This is a genomic window from Serratia sp. BIGb0234, assembly GCF_024809915.1.
Taxonomy (GTDB): Bacteria; Pseudomonadota; Gammaproteobacteria; order Enterobacterales; family Enterobacteriaceae; genus Serratia; species Serratia liquefaciens.
On sequence record NZ_JANUEI010000010.1, the window covers coordinates 93850 to 111988 of the forward strand.

At 55.4% G+C, this 18139-nt stretch carries 15 protein-coding genes, 4 tRNA genes and 1 other RNA gene; 5 read left to right on the plus strand and 15 right to left on the minus strand.

The window, feature by feature from the left end; all coding sequences use genetic code 11:
* Nucleotides 1–8 precede the first annotated feature (8 nt).
* On the minus strand, nt 9–215 hold the full coding sequence (lptM, locus tag M2407_RS24200) for an LPS translocon maturation chaperone LptM (RefSeq protein ID WP_020824768.1): 207 nt from the start codon (nt 213–215) through the stop codon (nt 9–11).
* A gap of 78 nt (nt 216–293) precedes the next feature.
* Here lptM and cyaY point away from each other — a divergent pair, with 78 nt between their 5' ends.
* On the plus strand, nt 294–614 hold the full coding sequence (cyaY, locus tag M2407_RS24205; RefSeq protein ID WP_044554409.1) for an iron donor protein CyaY: 321 nt from the start codon (nt 294–296) through the stop codon (nt 612–614).
* Between the two features lie 49 nt (nt 615–663).
* Here cyaY and M2407_RS24210 read toward each other — a convergent pair whose 3' ends face one another.
* Nucleotides 664–3216 (minus strand): class I adenylate cyclase, encoded by a 2553-nt coding sequence (locus tag M2407_RS24210; protein WP_259220068.1) that lies wholly within the window; start codon nt 3214–3216, stop codon nt 664–666.
* Nucleotides 3217–3532: 316 nt separating this feature from the next.
* On the opposite strand from M2407_RS24210, the gene hemC reads away from it, so the two are divergent.
* From hemC to hemY, 4 genes are read left to right on the plus strand one after another with little or no spacing between them, the layout of a single operon-like run.
* Complete coding sequence (hemC, locus tag M2407_RS24215; protein WP_130016601.1) at nt 3533–4474, plus strand: hydroxymethylbilane synthase; 942 nt, start codon at nt 3533–3535, stop codon at nt 4472–4474.
* Nucleotides 4471–5211, plus strand: coding sequence for a uroporphyrinogen-III synthase (gene hemD, locus M2407_RS24220; RefSeq protein ID WP_128864833.1), 741 nt, complete (start codon nt 4471–4473; stop codon nt 5209–5211). Before hemC ends, hemD begins: the two co-directional genes overlap by 4 nt.
* 23 nt (nt 5212–5234) lie before the next feature.
* Nucleotides 5235–6359: a uroporphyrinogen-III C-methyltransferase gene (hemX, locus tag M2407_RS24225; protein WP_115057955.1), complete on the plus strand. Its 1125-nt coding sequence runs from the start codon at nt 5235–5237 to the stop codon at nt 6357–6359.
* 3 nt (nt 6360–6362) lie between these two features.
* A complete protein-coding gene (hemY, locus tag M2407_RS24230; protein WP_116691461.1) occupies nt 6363–7556 on the plus strand; it encodes a protoheme IX biogenesis protein HemY in 1194 nt (397 codons plus the stop codon).
* 811 nt (nt 7557–8367) lie between these two features.
* Here the strand turns inward: hemY and M2407_RS24235 are convergent.
* From M2407_RS24235 to rfbA, 13 genes are all read right to left on the minus strand, one after another.
* Nucleotides 8368–8496: non-coding RNA, RtT sRNA (locus M2407_RS24235), on the minus strand.
* 31 nt (nt 8497–8527) lie between these two features.
* Nucleotides 8528–8604 (minus strand) — tRNA-Pro (locus M2407_RS24240).
* A 74-nt stretch (nt 8605–8678) separates the two neighbouring features.
* Nucleotides 8679–8765, minus strand: a tRNA-Leu gene (locus M2407_RS24245).
* A gap of 43 nt (nt 8766–8808) precedes the next feature.
* Nucleotides 8809–8884: transfer RNA gene (locus tag M2407_RS24250), tRNA-His, on the minus strand.
* A gap of 62 nt (nt 8885–8946) precedes the next feature.
* Nucleotides 8947–9023, minus strand: a tRNA-Arg gene (locus M2407_RS24255).
* A gap of 135 nt (nt 9024–9158) precedes the next feature.
* A complete protein-coding gene (gene thrP / locus M2407_RS24260; RefSeq protein WP_020824761.1) occupies nt 9159–10562 on the minus strand; it encodes a bifunctional threonine/serine APC transporter ThrP in 1404 nt (467 codons plus the stop codon).
* A 367-nt stretch (nt 10563–10929) separates the two neighbouring features.
* Nucleotides 10930–11670: a lipopolysaccharide N-acetylmannosaminouronosyltransferase gene (wecG, locus tag M2407_RS24265; RefSeq protein WP_128864831.1), complete on the minus strand. Its 741-nt coding sequence runs from the start codon at nt 11668–11670 to the stop codon at nt 10930–10932.
* Nucleotides 11671–11684: 14 nt separating this feature from the next.
* Complete coding sequence (wzyE, locus tag M2407_RS24270) at nt 11685–13061, minus strand: ECA oligosaccharide polymerase (protein ID WP_020824759.1); 1377 nt, start codon at nt 13059–13061, stop codon at nt 11685–11687.
* On the minus strand, nt 13058–14143 hold the full coding sequence (locus tag M2407_RS24275) for a TDP-N-acetylfucosamine:lipid II N-acetylfucosaminyltransferase (RefSeq protein WP_259220071.1): 1086 nt from the start codon (nt 14141–14143) through the stop codon (nt 13058–13060). Before M2407_RS24275 ends, wzyE begins: the two co-directional genes overlap by 4 nt.
* A complete protein-coding gene (gene wzxE / locus M2407_RS24280) occupies nt 14140–15390 on the minus strand; it encodes a lipid III flippase WzxE (RefSeq protein WP_259220072.1) in 1251 nt (416 codons plus the stop codon). Before wzxE ends, M2407_RS24275 begins: the two co-directional genes overlap by 4 nt.
* A 1-nt stretch (nt 15391) precedes the next feature.
* Nucleotides 15392–16522, minus strand: coding sequence for a dTDP-4-amino-4,6-dideoxygalactose transaminase (gene rffA, locus M2407_RS24285; RefSeq protein ID WP_259220073.1), 1131 nt, complete (start codon nt 16520–16522; stop codon nt 15392–15394).
* Nucleotides 16509–17240: a dTDP-4-amino-4,6-dideoxy-D-galactose acyltransferase gene (gene rffC, locus M2407_RS24290; protein ID WP_259220074.1), complete on the minus strand. Its 732-nt coding sequence runs from the start codon at nt 17238–17240 to the stop codon at nt 16509–16511. The genes rffA and rffC overlap by 14 nt, the downstream gene beginning before the upstream one ends.
* A complete protein-coding gene (gene rfbA / locus M2407_RS24295; protein ID WP_259220076.1) occupies nt 17218–18099 on the minus strand; it encodes a glucose-1-phosphate thymidylyltransferase RfbA in 882 nt (293 codons plus the stop codon). Before rfbA ends, rffC begins: the two co-directional genes overlap by 23 nt.
* Nucleotides 18100–18139: the final 40 nt, after the last annotated feature.

Here is an 18139-nt window from a genome sequence, read left to right on the forward strand (position 1 = left end):
ACAAGGTGTTACTGGTCGCTCATCGACGGTTTTTGCTGAGAGCCAGAAAGTTCCTGCTGATTTTTCTGTACCTGATCGCCGGTCTGAACCTGGGTAGCCGGTTTCTTAGTGCTGGCCGGATCGGCTGGCGGGAAGTACAGCGGGCCCTTCAGGCCGCAGCCGGAGAGCCCGGCAAGCAGAACTGCCATCAGCGCATAGCGTAGTTGTTTTTTCATTTGCATTAATGCCTGTAATTCATGCGTCCAAGGTCTCTATAATCGCAGGTGGATCATGAAAAGCAATAGGAATTGAATATGAACGACAGTGAGTTTCACCAGTTGGCTGACCAACTGATGCTGAATATTGAAGAGACCCTGGACGATTTTGACGGCGATGCGGACATCGATTACGAAACTAACGGCGGCGTAATGACGTTAAGCTTCGAAAATGGCACCAAAATTGTGATCAATCGCCAGGAGCCATTGCATCAGATTTGGCTGGCGACCAAAACCGGCGGCTACCACTTTAACTACCGTGACGGCGTGTGGCTGTGCGATCGCAGCGACCGCGCCTTCTACCCCTTACTGAGCGAAGCGGCCAGCGCACAGGCCGGCGAAGAGGTGAAGTTTTCCTGAGAATGGCCGCATCCGTCGTCAAGGCTCAGCCTGCTGAACCTTGACGATATCAATGCAGCTGGAACTGCTGCTTCAGCGGTTGGACGGCGCTGTCGGTCAGGGGAACGCACAGGCTCGACAGCACATTGCTGCGGAACGGGATCACCTGAGTTCGGCCATCAAGATGCACTATCTGATAGAACTGGGGTAGGTTGAAGTTGATGAAGCTGGAGCCGTAGGTGAAGCGATCGTGCGAGGACGAGTAGAAACGGCTAACGTCACGCACCAGTTCCTCATTACTGCCTTCGCAATGGTGATAAACCTCAACCCGGTTAGACTCATCCAGAATATAGATGTTAAAACCTTTATCGTCCGTGGTGTCTTCGAAGAAGAACTGAATAATCCCTTCGCTGGCGAAACCGTCCACCACCGGCGGCAGATGCACCTGATCGGTTTCCACTTTGATCGACAGGCCGTGCAATTTGTTGTTGGAAATTGCGCCGTAGAACTCCACCGCGTTTTCCAGCTTCTGCACCGACACGCTCAGCCGTTCGAAGAACAAGCCCCAGGTCTGGCCGGCAACACGTACCGCTTTAAAACGGCCCGGCTCCAGTCGGGTGCTGGACAGGCGTAGCTCAATACACTCCGACACCAGCTGCTGTATACGGGTACGGATCAGGCCGCGCAGGTGCTGACTGTAGCAGAACACCTCGACCGATTCCGGCGGCGCGGCATCCTGGTGCATTTTGCCGAGAATGGTCTTCAACGCTTCAAGCACCGATTGCTCGCCGCTGAAATGCAAAGTACGCACTTCGTTCCAGGAGTTGCGATACAGCAGATCGATACTGCCCACCAGGCACTGCTGTTGCTGACCAAAGCTGAATACATCGAGCTTGCGGAAATCGAAATGCACCACCTGATTGCGGAAGGCGGCGGTCGGATCGTTTTCCAGATTGACGATTATCGCCAGGTGACGAATTTCGCACGGGCTGTACAGCGCTTTTGGCGTGGGGGCCGCCAGGCGCAGCGGGAAGTGGTGCGACACATCGGCCACCAGTTCCTGCAGTTTAGCGGTATCGCACAGGTTACCGCTCTTGATGTGCAGACGGGTTTTCGGCGTCAGCAGCCCGTTGAAATAGGCCCAGGCCACCAGTTTGTTGAGGTAGCGGTTATATTCCAGCGGTTGATGGCTGACGATCGAGTCCATGGCCGGTGCCTGGTTATAAAGATACCAGCCGGTACGGTTGGCGCGGCCAATCGGCACGTGAATAAAGGTCAAGTCGTCTTCTGACAGGTCCGGCGAAATCTGTGGGTTCACCAGCGTCACCTTGCCGGGCAGCGCTTCAAACGCGGCGTACAGCTTACGTGTCAACACGCCGATATCCTGCGGGCTGGCGCTGACGCTAAGGTTGTTGCGGCGAGCGAAGCGGATCAGGTTGCGATAGCTTTGCATCATCGCATCCAACAGTTCGTTGTGAGCTTCACGTACCCGTTCGATTTTCCAGTTGGCGCGATTATCCAGGATCGCCAGACGCTCTTCGTCCCAGCCCCATTCGCTGACCAATTGGCTGAGAATTTCACGACGCCAGCCGACGCACGCATTGGCGCGGGACAGTTTTTCACAGACTTTCAGGTAGAAACAGCGGCGGACCAGGTCGAGGCGGGTAGTGTCGTTGATTTGATTCAGATAATGCGTAACGCGTTCGAGCATCATACAGTAGGCGTCGAGACCAAAGCAGACAATCTCGCCCTGATGCAGGCGCTGTTTGATGTCCATCGCCAGCAGTTGCGTATTCGGGTATTCCCAGGAATAGGCTTCCAGCAGCAGGGTTTTCAGCACCGCCTTGTAAGGCGAGTCGATGCTTTTGTACAGTTGCCACAGGCTGGCACCGAAATATTCTTCCGCCGACAGCGTGCTCAGACCGCCGAGATCCAGCCATTCGTTCGGCGTTAACGCGCCTTGCGAGTACAGCGACAGCACATACTCATCGTAATGTGCTTCTTCTTCGCCCGGCACCATGTTCCACAAAATACGTTTGCCGGCCAGGCGCACCGCGGTGCGGTAAAATTCGTCCAGCAGCAGGATATGTTGGGTGGAGCCGCAGTCTTCGCCCCCCAGGCTGCCGCTTTCGTTATGACGGAAGCGGTTTTCATCGATCAGGAAGAAGCTGACTTCCACCCCCATCGACGCCGACCATTTTTCCAGCAGGCTGCATTTTTGCTGTAGGCGGTTACGCTCTTCGTTGTCCAGCCAGGATTGGTGGCACACCCAGATGTCGAGATCCGAGCTGCAACTCTGGCCGATCGACGAGGTGCTGCCCATCGAGTAAACCCCGGTAATCGGCAGTTCACCGCTGGCCATTTTGTCAAATGGGCTGCCCCATTTGTCTTCTAAATCATTGAGGTAATCTTGTTGAGTTTCATCAGGCGTGTAGAGGCAAACGCCATGGGGAACGTTACCGTTCAGGTAACCTGGCATCAGTGGGTGGTGGTGGTGCAATAAGGTAGGCAGCAGACTGTATACCCGTTGAAACGCGGGCTTCATGGCCGCTAGGGCGCGATCGATTCGTAATTGATTGATCGCATCCAGTCTCTGCTTCAGTGTCTCGATGTAGAGGTACAAGACGTCTCGCCTGATTATCCCGGTGTTTAGAAAAAAACCCGTATTCCATAAGTGCCGTTAGTGTTGGAAGAATATTTGGCAACTTATTGTTGGAAACGTGATCAATTTAACACCTTGCTGATTGACCGTAAAGGAAGTAACGCTTCACTATTATTGTAGCGCCACTCCAAACGATTTACCCGCAGTGTTAACTGCCCCAAAACACATCACACGTCCCGTTGATTCCGTTGTCCTTTCTTCGCCTGTGGCTTCTTGCACTGACAGTTTTCACACTCAGTGGTAGGATGAACGGCGAATTATAAAAACGGTAACAAGCATGTTAGACAAAATTATTCGAATTGCCACCCGACAAAGCCCACTCGCGCTTTGGCAAGCACATTATGTGCAGCAGCGCCTGATGGCCAGCCACCCCGGCCTGCAGGTCGAACTGGTGCCGATGGTCACGCGAGGCGACATTATTTTGGATACGCCGCTGGCGAAAGTCGGCGGTAAAGGGCTGTTTGTTAAGGAACTTGAACTGGCGTTATTGGACGGCCGTGCGGATATCGCCGTTCACTCAATGAAAGACGTCCCGGTCGATTTCCCCGAAGGCTTGGGTTTAGTGACTATTTGCGAGCGTGACGATCCTCGCGACGCATTTGTTTCCAATCGTTTCGCATCGCTCGATCAACTGCCGCAGGGCAGCGTGGTCGGTACCTCCAGCCTGCGTCGTCAGTGCCAACTGCGTGAGCGCCGTCCGGATCTGATCGTGCGCGATCTGCGCGGCAACGTCGGTACCCGGCTGGCAAAATTGGATAACGGCGATTACGACGCCATTATTCTGGCGGTCGCCGGGCTTAAGCGCCTGGGGTTGGAACAGCGTATCCGCAGTCCATTGAGCCCGGAAGAGTGCCTGCCGGCCGTTGGCCAGGGCGCAGTGGGTATCGAATGCCGCCTCGACGACGAAACCACCCGCGCGCTGTTGGCACCGCTCAATCACGTTGCCACAGAAACCCGCGTACGTGCCGAACGTGCGATGAATACCCGGCTGGAAGGCGGTTGCCAGGTACCGATCGGCAGCTATGCCGAACTGGAGGGCGACAGCCTGTGGCTGCGAGCCCTGGTGGGCTCTCCAGACGGTAGCCAAATGGTGCGCGGCGAACGCCGCGGTCCGGCAGCTCAAGCAGAGCAGATGGGCATTGAACTGGCGGAAGAACTGCTGGCGCAAGGCGCTCGTGAAATTCTGCAGGACGTTTATCAGGGGAATCCCCCTGCATGACGATTCTGGTAACCCGCCCCTCGCCTTCCGGAGAAGAACTGGTCAGCCGACTGCGTGCGCTCGGTCGGGTTGCCTATCATGCTCCGTTGATCGACTTCGCCCCCGGCGGCGATTTGCCAAAATTGCCGCAGACGTTACAGCAGCTTAATGATGGCGATCTGGTGTTCATCCTGTCGCAGCACTCGGTGAGCTACGCCCATTCTGTGATGGGCCGCGTCGGGCTGTCATGGCCTGCCAGGCTTGCCTATTACGCTATCGGTCGTACCACGGCGCTGGCAATGCACCGCATCAGCAGCCTGCCGATAGAATACCCGCGTGAGCAGGAGATCAGCGAAACATTGCTGCTGCTGCCGGCGCTGCAGAAGCTGGAAGGTAAACAGGCGCTGATCTTGCGCGGTAACGGCGGCCGTGAGCTGCTCGGCAACACACTGAGCGAGCGCGGCGCTGCGGTCAGCTATTATGAATGTTATCAACGCAGCCCGGTGCACTATGATGGCAGCGAGCAAAGCGCCCACTGGCAGCGTGCCGGTGTTGATACGCTGGTAGTCACCAGCGGTGAAATGTTACAACAGCTCTATACTTTAGTTCCTGATTACTACCGTTCTTCGTGGCTGTTACGTTGCCGCCTGGTCGTAGTGAGTGAACGTCTGGCTACCCTCGCCCAGGAACTGGGCTGGAGCACAATTCGGGTAGCTGATACCGCCGATAATGACGCGCTGATCCGCGCGCTACAATAAACCTGACTATGGGATGTGCCACTATGACGGAACAAAATACCCCATCCGCCCCGGTTGAAGAACCAACCTCTGCGGTTGAGAGCCCCCAGCAGCCAGACGCTGAAAAGCGTAAAGGTAAAAATACCGGCCCGGTGTTGGGCGCGATCGCGATCGTGCTGGTTATCGCTCTGGCTGCCGGCGGCTATTACCATACACATCGACAGGCGCAGCAGCTCATCGCCGCCAATCAAACGCTGCAGCAACAGCTGGAAACGCTGAAACAAAGCCAACAGCAAGAAAGAAGCGCGCTGGAAGGCCTGCTGCAGCAACAGGGCAAAACGCTGGACGCCGCCGATCGCGAACAGGCAACCCTGGCGCGACAGCTCAATGAACTGCAAGAGAAAGTCGCCATCATCTCCGGCAGCGATGCCAAAACCTGGTTGCTGGCGCAGGCCGATTTTCTGGTGAAAATGGCCGGGCGTAAGCTGTGGAGCGATCAGGACGTCACCACCGCCGCCGCGCTGTTAAAAAGCGCCGATGCCAGCCTGGCTGACATGAATGACCCGAGCCTGCTCGAGGTTCGTCGCGCCATCACCGAAGACGTCAGCACGCTGTCCACGCTGACTCAGGTAGATTTCGACGGCATCATTCTCAAGACCAATCAGTTGTCCAATCAGGTGGATAATCTGCGCCTGGCGGATAACGACAGCGACGAAGCGCCGATGGATCAAGACAGCAGCGAGCTGTCGAGCTCGATCGGCGAATGGCGGCAAAACCTGGCCAAAAGCTGGCACAACTTTATGGCCGACTTTATTACCGTCCGCCGCCGCGATAGCAATGCCGAGCCGCTGCTGGCCCCGAACCAGGACATTTACCTGCGCGAAAATATCCGTTCGCGCCTGCTGGTTGCCGCACAGGCCATCCCACGCCATCAGAACGAAGTGTATAAGCAGTCGCTGGAGACCATTTCCACTTGGGTTCGCGCCTACTTCGATACCACCGACCCGGCCACGAAAGCGTTCCTGGAAGAGTTGGATGCCCTGAGCCAGCAGTCGATCACCATGGACGTGCCGGATCAGCTGAAAAGCCAGCCGCTGCTGGAAAAACTGATGCAGACCCGGGTGCGTAATCTGATGGCCCAGTCCCCTGCCGCTCATCAGGAGGGATAAGCCATGTTACGCGTGCTATTTCTGTTCCTGGTGCTGATCGCCAGCGTGGTGGTTGGGCCGATGTTGGCCGGCCATCAGGGCTATGTGCTGATTCAGACCGATAACTACAATATCGAAACCAGCGTCACCGGCCTGGTGATCATGGGTATCTTGCTGTTTGTGGTGCTGCTGGTGATCGAGTGGATCCTGCGCCGCATCTTCAGCACCAGCGCCCGCACTCGCGGCTGGTTCCTGGGCCGCAAACGCAGCCGTGCGCGTAAGCAGACCAAGGCCGCACTGATCAAACTGGCCGAAGGTGATTACAAGCAGGTTGAAAAACTGCTGACGCGCAATGCCGATCACGCTGAACAACCGGTGGTGAACTACCTGCTGGCAGCTGAGGCCGCACAGCAACGGGGTGACGATTTCCGTACCAATCAGTACCTGGAACGCGCCGCCGAAGCCGCCGACACCGACCAGCTGCCGGTAGACATCACCCGCGTGCGCATCCAGCTGGCTCAGGGCGAAAACCATGCGGCACGTCACGGTGTCGATCGCCTGCTTAACCAGGCTCCGCGTCATCCCGAAGTATTGCGACTGGCGGAAATGGCTTATCTGCGCACTGGCGCTTTTGCCTCATTGCTGGAGATCCTGCCGTCGATGAGCAAGATCAATCTGCACAGTGAGGCTGAGCTGCAGGCGCTGCAACAACAGGCCTACATTGGCCTGATGAATCAGGCGATGGCGGATGAGGGCAGCGATGGCCTGAAACGCTGGTGGAAAGATCAGAGTCGCAAAATCCGGCATGAAGTGCCGTTGCAAATCGCGATGGTGGAACACCTGATCGAATGCAATGACCATGAACTGGCGCAAGAGATCGTACTCGACAGCCTCAAGCGCCAGTATGACGAACGCCTGGTGTTGCTGATCCCGCGTCTGAAGTCCGGCAACCCGCAACAGCTGGAGAAAGCGTTGCGTCAGCAGGTGAAGCAGCATGGTGCCACACCACTGCTGAACAGTACCCTGGGCCAGTTGCTGATGAAGCACGGCGAATGGCAGGCGGCGGCCGATGCATTCCGGGAAGCGCTGAAACAGCGTCCAGATGCCTACGATTACGCTTGGCTGGCTGACGTGCTGGAGAAGCTGCACCGCTCGGATGAAGCAGCACAGATGCGTCGTGAAGGCCTGATGCTAACGCTGAAGCAGAACGGCGAATAACGCACAATGCACTGTCTTCAAGGCGCGCCCACAGGTCGCGCCTTTTTTATCTAACGTTGTTTATACCCAAGATAGTTAGAGTCACAGCAAGGCGGCAAGCTCACGAATCCCCAGGAGCTTGGTCAACCAAGTGACTGGGGTGAGAGCGCGCAGTCAACGCAGCTGTGGCTTCAAATATGATGGGTATTAGGCAAAAAAAACACTTGCCGCGGTGGCAAGTGTATAAAAAAGCAATCAGGTCTAGGACAACAGGGGCGGTGCCTCACTCAACGTTTTGCCCGGAGTGTGATGTCAGCCATTGCAAGCAACGCCGTCATCGTTCTGGTGGGCAATAGGCACCCTAAATCGGCTCTGCGTCATTCCCAGGGTTTATGAAGCCTAAGGCGAACATAAGAGGTGGAATGAGCATCTACATAGTGGATATTGCACTTGGCGTGCCAACTTTGGGAAAAACGCATCACCCCTTCAGGTGAATAGCCTAATAAGCTGAATTAAAACAGATTTAATCTCAGCACTTCGTTTCATTCCGCTCACTGCCCTTTCTGCTGCTATCACCTGACGTCTACAGATATGTCGCCTTAAAACGACGACTTAAGCCAAAGTCATTTTTATTAAATAAAATCAATATATTAAATGTCTCAAGCTGACGACAATGCGGCATGCCGATGTCGCCGGAAGCCAACACCAAGCCAAAAGCGTCCTGCCGGGATACGATAGCTAGCGGGCAGAGGCAAAACCAGAGCAGGAGGGCGTAAAGCGGAATGTCAGAAAGCAAAAAGCCCGTTCATTGCTGAACGGGCTTTTCTGAATGTGGTCGGCGAGAGAGGATGACTTGCATCTGCGATGCCGCCCTACGGGCCGTTGCTAAAGCAACGTTGTCTCGCTGCGCTCGGCTCAAACCTCCTTCGGAGGTGCTCATCCTATAAACTACAGATGTAAAAAAACCCGCTAAAAGCGGGCTTTCTTGAATGTGGTCGGCGAGAGAGGATTCGAACCTCCGACCCACTGGTCCCAAACCAGTTGCGCTACCAAGCTGCGCTACTCGCCGATTTCTTGTTGCAGATACTACTAAATTTTATCGCTTATGTCTATGTAAATATTAAATTTATTAGACATTTTGTGTGGTGCGAAGAGAGGGACTTGAACCCTCACGTCCGTAAGAACACTAACACCTGAAGCTAGCGCGTCTACCAATTCCGCCACCTTCGCACAGTCACAAAACAGCTTAAAATTCTTCACTTCTCTTAGGAAGTGGGGTGGCTAATGGGACTCGAACCCACGACAACTGGAATCACAATCCAGGGCTCTACCAACTGAGCTATAGCCACCATTACTTCTTAACTACTTCACGCGGTAATACTACCACCGCAGCTCTTGCACACAAACTTAATGGTGCGCCCGACAGGATTCGAACCTGAGACCTCTGCCTCCGGAGGGCAGCGCTCTATCCAGCTGAGCTACGGGCGCATAGCGCCGTTGCGGGAGGGGATACTACGGATTTAACCCAATCCTGTCTAGTGCTTTTTCGCAGAAATGTTGTGTTTGATTACGCTTTGCTCACTCCCGCGCAGGAAAGCGCTATCCGTAGCCCCTTTTCACCGGTTATTGCTGTGTTTCTGTCCGTTTTTCAGCCGGATGATGTTTCTTGTGCATGCCGAAAGCAAAGTAGCACAGGCTGACTGCCGCTAAGAAAATCGCCCCGACCAGCAAAGAAATTCGCGTATCCGGGTTAATTCCCATGCCGATCAGCACGCAGACCAAGAAAGCGATGGTCAGATAGTTCACATAGGGGAACATAATCGACTTAAAGCTGTGGGTTTTAATCGCTTCCTTATGGGCACGGCGGAAATACAGTTGGCTAATCAGCACCACAAACCACGGCACCATGCCCGGCAACACGCTGGCGCTGTAGACATAGACAAACACCGCCTGCGGATTGGGAATAAGGTAATTCAATCCGGAACCGACTAACAGACAGGCAATGGTCACGGCGATACAGTTAACCGGCACGCCGTTGGCGGACAGCTTGGTCAACGACGCCGGCAACTGCCGGTTTTTAGCCAGTGCGTACAGCATACGGCCACCGCTATACATCCCGCTGTTACAGCCTGAAAGCGCAGCCGTGAGCACCACAAAGTTAATGATACCGGCGGCAGCGACAATACCGATCTTGGCAAAGGTCAGCACGAAGGGGCTACCTGCGGTGCCAATGCCGTTCCAGGGGAAAATCGTGACGATGACAAAAATGGCACCGACGTAGAAGATCAGGATACGCCACAGGATATTGTTAATCGCACGCTTCAGAGTCACCTGCGGGTTTTTGGCTTCACCGGCGGTGATCCCCACCAGTTCAACGCCCTGATAGGACGCCACAACAATACAAAGCGCGAACAAGAAGCCCTTCCAGCCGCCGGCAAAGAAACCGCCGTGCTCGGTCAGGTTGGCAAAGCCAATCGGCTGCCCGCCATTCCCGAAGCCAAAGAAGATCACCCCCAACCCCACCAAAATCATCACAATGATGGTGGTAACCTTGATCATGGCAAACCAGAACTCCAGCTCGCCGTACAGACGCACGGCGGCCAGGTTGGCCAGCGCTACCATCGCCACGGCGATCAACGCCGGTATCCACTGCGGGATTTCCGGGAACCAAAACTGCACGTAGACCCCAACGGCGGTGATTTCCGAGATGCCTACGGCAATCCACATAAACCAATAGCCCCAGGCGGTCAGGTAGCCAAAATAGGGATTCATGTATTTATGGGCATAAACGGCAAAGGAGCCCGCGACCGGTTCAAGGAACAGCATCTCGCCCATCGAACGCATAATGAAGAACACGAACAGGCCGGCGATGATATAAGCCAGCAACACCGATGGCCCCGCCCATTTCAGCGTGCTGGCCGAGCCCATGAACAGGCCCACCCCGATGGTGCCCCCCAGAGCAATCAGCTCGATATGCCGGGCTTCCAGCCCCCGGTGTAGGCCTTGCGGTTTTTCTTTGTGTGCCATAAATCCTCAATATTATTTTTTTGATTGTGTTTGCATGCCGGCCGTTACCGGTCGTTATTGTTTTAATGAAAATAGCGTAAAACCTCTCCCGCCGCGTTGGCGGACACCAGCTTGTGATGGGACGATCTTACGGTGAGAAAAACGTCGTTAAGCGCTATCACGTTTTGCGCCAACGCTCAGGGATAATTTCCGGGCGGTATCGTTTCGCATTTTGCCGCTATAAGCAAACCGCAATTTAAAACTTTATGGAATAAATACAGGCGAGTTTATGGGCTGAGGTTATAGGAGTGCTGACGAATCCGTCATAAAGCAGGTTATTTGAACAATTGGTTGCATCGGGGCGGGATCCTCCGCCCCAACGCAGAGATCACATCTTACCGCGGTAATAGTAGCCGACAAACTTCAGCAGTTTAAGTTGGCGCCCCAGGCGGCTCGGTTGGCTTAGCAGCCGATACAACCACTCCAGACCGAGGTTCTGCCAAATCTTTGGCGCACGCTTCACGTGCCCGGTGAACACGTCGTAAGTACCGCCTACGCCCATATAGAGCGCCTGCGGATGCACTTTACGGCAGTCACGCATCAGGATTTCCTGTTTCGGCGATCCCATGGCCACCGTCACAATGGCGGCACCGCTGCCGCGAATGCGTTCGAACAGCGCATCTCGCTGTTCAGGCTTGAAATAACCGTCCTGGCTGCCCACCAGGTTTACATTCCACTGGCTACGCAGCTTCTGTTCGGTTTCCGCCAGCACCGAGGGTTTGCCGCCAATCAGGAAGACCGGCGTACCCTCGCGTCCGGCGCGCTGCATCAACGCTTCCCACAGGTCGGCTCCCGCGACGCGCGATACCTCTGCCCGCGGGTATTTACGGCGGATCGAACGTACCATGCTGATCCCGTCCGCATACTTGTATTCGGCTTCATCCAGCAAGGCGTGCAGCGCAGTATCTTCTTCCGCCTTGAGGATCTTTTCGGCATTCATCGCGACCAGCGTGCCCTGCTTTACCCGGCCGCCGTCAAACAGAAAATCCAGGCATTGCGCCATATCGCGAAATCCCCACAGGCTGAAACCGCGCAGCTCATATTGGGGAACCGAAATCTTTGCTTCCATCGTTATTATTACCCTTACAGAAGGCCGTCGACCCGAACGGATGATGGCGTCGATGCCAGCGTACGCGTACGCCGCACCCGTGCCTTAATCAACCCGGCAGTGTCAAACAGCCAGTACAACAACTTAGCCATCAGCAGGCAGGCGCCAAAAATAAGGCAGAAGAACACCACTCGCGAGACAAAGGAATCTACCCCTTCGCGCGCCAACACGATGATGTTGAAAACCGCACCGAAGCAGAAACTTTGCAATATCGCGGCCTTATACCGGTTAGGTTCGCTTTTGCCCATCTCATACAGCCAGTCGAACCACTTGATGATCATCCCGACCAGTACCGCGCCAACGGGAATAAACACCGCACCGCCCATCACCACCAGTGAGCCGATAAGCGTGGGTGATATCGCCAGGCCGGAATGGTTATTCAACACTTCCCAGGTGAAATAGTTGGCGCTATTGAGCACCGTGTCCGGTCGCCCCGGCCACAGCCAGGCCGGAATGAACACGTAGAAATCGCGCACTATCGGTGCCAGGCCCTGGAAGTCAATCTTGTCGTAGTTCTGCAGCAACAGCGCCAGGTTTTCCCATGGCGAGAAGGTATCGCGCGTCAGGTAAAGGAAGGTATAGAACGCTTCGGGACCGCTGACGTCCAGGCTGTAGCGCTTTAACGCCAGCCAGAACATGCCGACGATACCAAACACGCCGGCGGCCACCAGCATCCACAACGAGATCCAGCCGCGCACGATGCCGATAAACAGAAACAGCGAGAAGGCAATAATGATATTGGCGCGGGTACCGCCGACTATCACGTAAGTCAGGATGCCAAAGGCCACCGTCGCCGCCAGGAAAAAGAACCAGGCGCGCAGATCTTGCTTCAGGAAATACACCACCAGCATCGCCGGGATGAAGAAATAGAAGAACCGCTTGAGCGCCACCCCGGAGACATCGCTGGAGAAAATCTGGCTGTAAGAGTTGAGCTTGAACAGCAGGAAACCGTTTTGCATGAAGAAAATGCCGACGGTCGCCATTGCCACCAGCGCCAGCAGCATCCAGGTCAGATGGGTTTCCACCCGGTTCATGGTGAACACCGGCTTACGCGGTTGCACGCTGCGCTTTCGCAGCCGGGTTTTATAGCTGACGTAATAAATCGCATAAAACGCAGTAGCGGAGAGGATCGCATAGAGTAAAAACTCTACCGGTACCACCTCGACGTCAAACTGAAACACCAGCAGACAGGTCAGCGGGAAACCGAAGTAAAACGTCAGCAAATACAGTAGCGTAAAGAAGACGTTAAAATTGAAACGGACGCGCCTAAACTCCTGGTAAGCCAGCGTCAGAATAAACAGCACGCTCACCAGATAAACGATAAACAACCCGCCAAATTGCGCCAGCGTCATACGTTGTCCCCTGCCGCCAGGGTTAATGCCTGCTGCCAGCCATCAACGTAGTTAGGGTTGAAGAAAGCGATGGCCTGTTTATCGACGGATGCCAGTTGGCGTTGCGCTTCACGCACGACCGCCTCATCCAGCGAATCGCCATAGAACAGCACCGGCAGATGTTGCTCCGCCAGATCCTGCCAGAACGGGTTCTGTCGGCTCAGCACAAAGGGCACGCCAAACTGGATCAGAAGACACAGCGTGCCTATGCCCTGCTGGCGGTTAAAAATAAAGTAACCGAGATCGCACTCGCGCAGGATATTCAGGTAATCGTCGAACGCCACCTGCTGCGTCAGCACCTGCAGGTTCCTGGCGCTGAACAGCTTTAGCCCGGCGCTGCGCACCTGTTCAATATAGGCGTCGTTATTGGCCGGGTAGCCCATCGGCAGGATCACCCGTACCTCGGCGCCAAACTGCTGATGAATCGCTTTCAACGCCTCAATATGACGGTTGGTACGATCGCCAGAGTTCCCCACCAGAATGGTCATCGGTCCGGCCAGGTTTTTCTCTACCTCAATGCCGGTTAACGCCGGATCCATCCGCGTCGGGAAATACAACAGAGAGGCCGGTACGCGGGCATGGCGCTGCTGGTAATGAATAATATCACCGCGGGTCGCGAACACGTGTCTCACTCTGCCCTGCGCAATACGGCGCAGCAAATAGAATAGACGGAATTTCCAACTGGTGGCGTTTTCATACAAATCAGCGCCCCAGATATGCCAACTCACCTGATCGGCCTTGATTTTACCGCTCAGCAACGCCAACCACAGCGTAGGGTTAAACTGGCCGTGCAGGAAGAAACGTTGATTGCGATCGGCCTGCGCGCGGGCGATGACCGCCATCGCCAGACTTTTCTTGTCCGGATGGCATTCAATGCTCAGCTCGGGGACCCCCCCTAACGCAGCGGCATCTTTGGCAGCCACCATAAAATGACGCGTCTGTTCGGACGGCAGGCGTTTCGCCAACACATCGTTGAAGAAACGCAGCACCGTCTGATTGTGATGCGGGATGTCAGATCCCAATACGTGAATCAGTGTCGTCATACTCGTCTACGGTAAAGAATAAATACGCAGCCACAGAGCGTGAAGTACACGATGTAGGTTGCCATGTAGGCCTGTGCCGCTCCCAGCGCACCATGCAGCGGTATCAACCAATGCGAGAACAGCGTTAACAGCAGGAACTGACTGACTTCGGTCAGGATATAAAAACGCAGCGACGCCTTGGCAATCACCAGATAGCCGAACACATAGGCGCCCACTTTCAGTACGTCCCCTACCAGTTGCCAGGCAAACAGATCGCGCATCGCGACGAATTTGTCCGTGAACAGCAACCAGATGGCGAAGTCGCGCAGTAACCAGACCGTGAAACTCGCCGCCGCTACTGCAGGCAGTACAAATTTTAATGAGCGCACAATCTCTTGAGAGATGGCGCTTTTTTCCTTCAGCCGCGACAGCGTAGGCAGCAGATAAACGGTAAACGAGGCGGTGATAAACTGCAGGTAAGCGTCGGAAATACTGCTGACGCCCTGCCAAATCCCGACCTCATCCCAACTGTAATGGCTGGCCAGCAGGTTACGCATCATCACATAGGCCACCGGCAGCGTCACTGATGTGATCAATGCCATGATGGTGAACTTGCCAAGATGGCTGGCTAACGCCTTGTCCCATGCCAATGCCAAATAGCGCAGCGGCAAGGTTTTGCGCCGCCAAAGGATAAAACCTGCGGGCAACACCACCAAGGCCGGCACCAGTGCCAACCCCGCCAGCGCGCCTTCGTAGCCGCCCAGCTTAAAGCACAGGTAGTAAGCCACCACGCCAATCAGGCTACCGCCAATCACCGCCAGCGCGTTGCCCATCGCATCGCGGTAGCCTTTCAGCACCGCCATAAACAGGTTGGCATAGGCGATACCCATCTGAATAAAGGCTACCGCCCGCACCACGCCGACATAGTCAGCATGGCCGAACAACCCGATACTGATAGGCTCCGCCGCAAACAGAAAAACCAGCGCCAACAGCGTGGAAAAGCCCAGCACGATGCTTGACGCCGTTCCAACAGCCAGCCGTAACCGCTGCGGATCCTGATGATATTCAGCTACGTACTTGGTGATGCCGTTAAAAATCCCGGCACCGGACAGCACGCCCAGCACGGTAATCAGCTGACGGAAGTTGCCCGCCTGCCCAACCCCGCTGGGGCCAAAGGCCACCGCCAGCAGTTTCACCACCAACAGCCCCACGCCAATCTTGATCAGCGTGGAGCCCGCGGTCCAAATTGATGCTTTTGCCAACGACATATCAGGCGCAGAAGCTAAGAATGGTATTGATCACCGTACGTTGAGTGACATCAGACATATTGTAGAACAACGGCAGACGCACCAGACGCGCACTTTCCTGGCTGGTGAAGCGGTCTTCGCCGGAAAAACGGCCAAAACGATCGCCCGCCGGGCAGTCGTGCAGCGCGATGTAATGGAACACCGCCATGATTTCCGCTTCTTTCAGATAATCGATAAAGGCCGTGCGATCTTCAATATCACGCAGTTTGATATAGAACATGTGCGCATTATGCACGCAGTCCGCCGGGATGGTCGGCAGCACAATACGGCCGGCGTTTGCCAACGGCTGCAGGCTGTCATAATAGGTCTGCCACAGTGCCAGACGACGCTGGTTGATGCGGTCAGCCGCTTCGAGCTGGCCCCAGAGATAGGCAGCCTGCAAATCTGACATCAGATAGCTGGAACCGATATCGCGCCAGGTATACTTGTCCACCTGCCCACGGAAGAACTGGCTGCGGTTGGTGCCTTTCTCACGAATGACTTCTGCCCGGTCGATCAGCGCCGGATCGTTGATCAGCGTTGCGCCGCCCTCACCGCCGGCAGTGTAGTTTTTGGTTTCGTGGAAGCTAAAACAGCCAATATGACCAATGGTACCGAGCGCTTTGCCCTTGTAAGTGGACATCACACCCTGCGCGGCGTCTTCTACCACCCGCAGGTTATATTTTTTCGCCAGCGCCATGATGGTGTCCATCTCGCAGGCCACCCCGGCGTAATGCACCGGCACGATAGCGCGTGTCTTATCGGTGATAGCCGCTTCGATTTTAGTCTCATCGATGTTCATGGTATCCGGACGCAGATCGACAAACACCACGGTGGCCCCGCGCAGCACGAAGGCATTGGCGGTTGAAACAAAGGTGAAGCTCGGCATGATCACTTCATCACCCGGCTGAATATCCAGCAGGATAGCCGCCATCTCCAGCGACGCGGTACAAGACGGCGTCAACAGCACCTTCGGGCTGCCAAAACGCTGTTCCATCCACTGTTGGCAACGGCGAGTAAAACCACCATCTCCGCACAGCTTGCCGCTGTCCATCGCAGCCTGCATATAGTCAAGTTCAGTGCCAACAACCGGCGGAGCGTTAAATGGGATCATGTTTTCCTCTGTATAACCAATACGAGGTGCTTTCAATAACAGCACCCTGTCGTTGATAGAGCCGTAATGCGGCGATATTGCCGAGCTGTGTCGCCACCCGCAGACGCATCCGCGAGTCTTTCCGACACTCTGCAATGGCCGCCGCCATTAATCGCGCACCAATACCTTTACCTGACGCGCCGGGGAAAGCTGCCAGCAGGCCGATTCTAACCTCTTGGCCGCCGATATCACGCAGGCTGACAAAGCCCTCCGGCTGACCGGCTTCGTCCAGTGCCAACAGGCATTGGTGATCGAAGGTTCCCAGTACCGCTTTTTCGATCCAGGCGGCATAGAAACGCCCGCTATCCTGAACGTCGTACCAAGGGGCCCGAAAACGGCTGGCGGTGAACACATTGGCCGCTGCCGCACGCAATACTGGAATATCCTCCGGCACTGCCAGGCGAATCGCTGGCGGTAGCTCACTCTGCGACGATGCACATTCCGTGCCGATATTCAGCAACAGATCGACCTCCGCCTCAACCAGTTGGAAACCCAGACCCGACAATGCGTCCGCCCAGGCGGTTTGGTGCGCCGGGATTTTAGCTTGCACCAAGGCGTAGGCTGCCAGAGCGGCCTCGGTCAACGCCGGGGCCGTGGTGGAAAAGTTGAGCCTGGCGCTGCCAAGAGCGAAAAATTCGCTTTCCCAGGCTAAGGGCTCAATATTGGCGTGGACGCGCATGCAATAAATCCAGCAGATACTTGCCGTAACCGGTTTTGACCAGCGCCTGTGCGGCACGTTTCACACCGTCATCATCCAGCCAACCGTTGCGCCAGGCGATCTCTTCCAGGCAGGCAATTTTAAAGCCCTGGCGTTTTTCCACCGTCTGCACGAAGCTGCTGGCTTCCAGCAGGCTGTCATGAGTACCGGTATCCAGCCAGGCGAAACCGCGGCCCAGCAGTTCAACGGTCAGTTCGCCACGCTCCAGATACATCTGGTTAATGCTGGTAATTTCCAGCTCGCCACGGGAGGAAGGCTTGACCTGTTTGGCAAACTCCACCACCTGACTGTCGTAGAAGTACAGGCCGGTCACCGCCCAGCTGGACTTGGGCTCGGCAGGCTTTTCTTCGATCGATAAAGCGCGGAAGTTATCGTCAAACTCCACCACCCCAAAACGTTCGGGATCCATCACCTGGTAGCCGAACACGGTAGCGCCCTGGGTACGTGCAGCGACCGTTTTTAGTTTCGGGCTAAACCCTTGACCAAAATAGATATTGTCGCCTAACACCAGACAGCTCGGCTCGCCGGCCAGGAACTCTTCACCGATCAGAAACGCCTGAGCCAGACCATCGGGGCTGGGTTGTTCGGCATAGCTGAGATTAATGCCAAACTGTTCGCCGTTACCCAACAGACGTCTGAATGAAGGGAGGTCTTCCGGTGTGGAAATAATCAGAATGTCGCGGATCCCGGCTAACATCAGCACCGACAGCGGATAGTAAATCATCGGCTTGTCGTAGATCGGGAGCAACTGCTTGGATACGCCGCGAGTAATTGGATGCAAACGTGTACCGGATCCACCCGCCAGAATAATACCTTTCATACTCACTCCAGAATCCACTGGGCCACCACTCAGGCAGCCC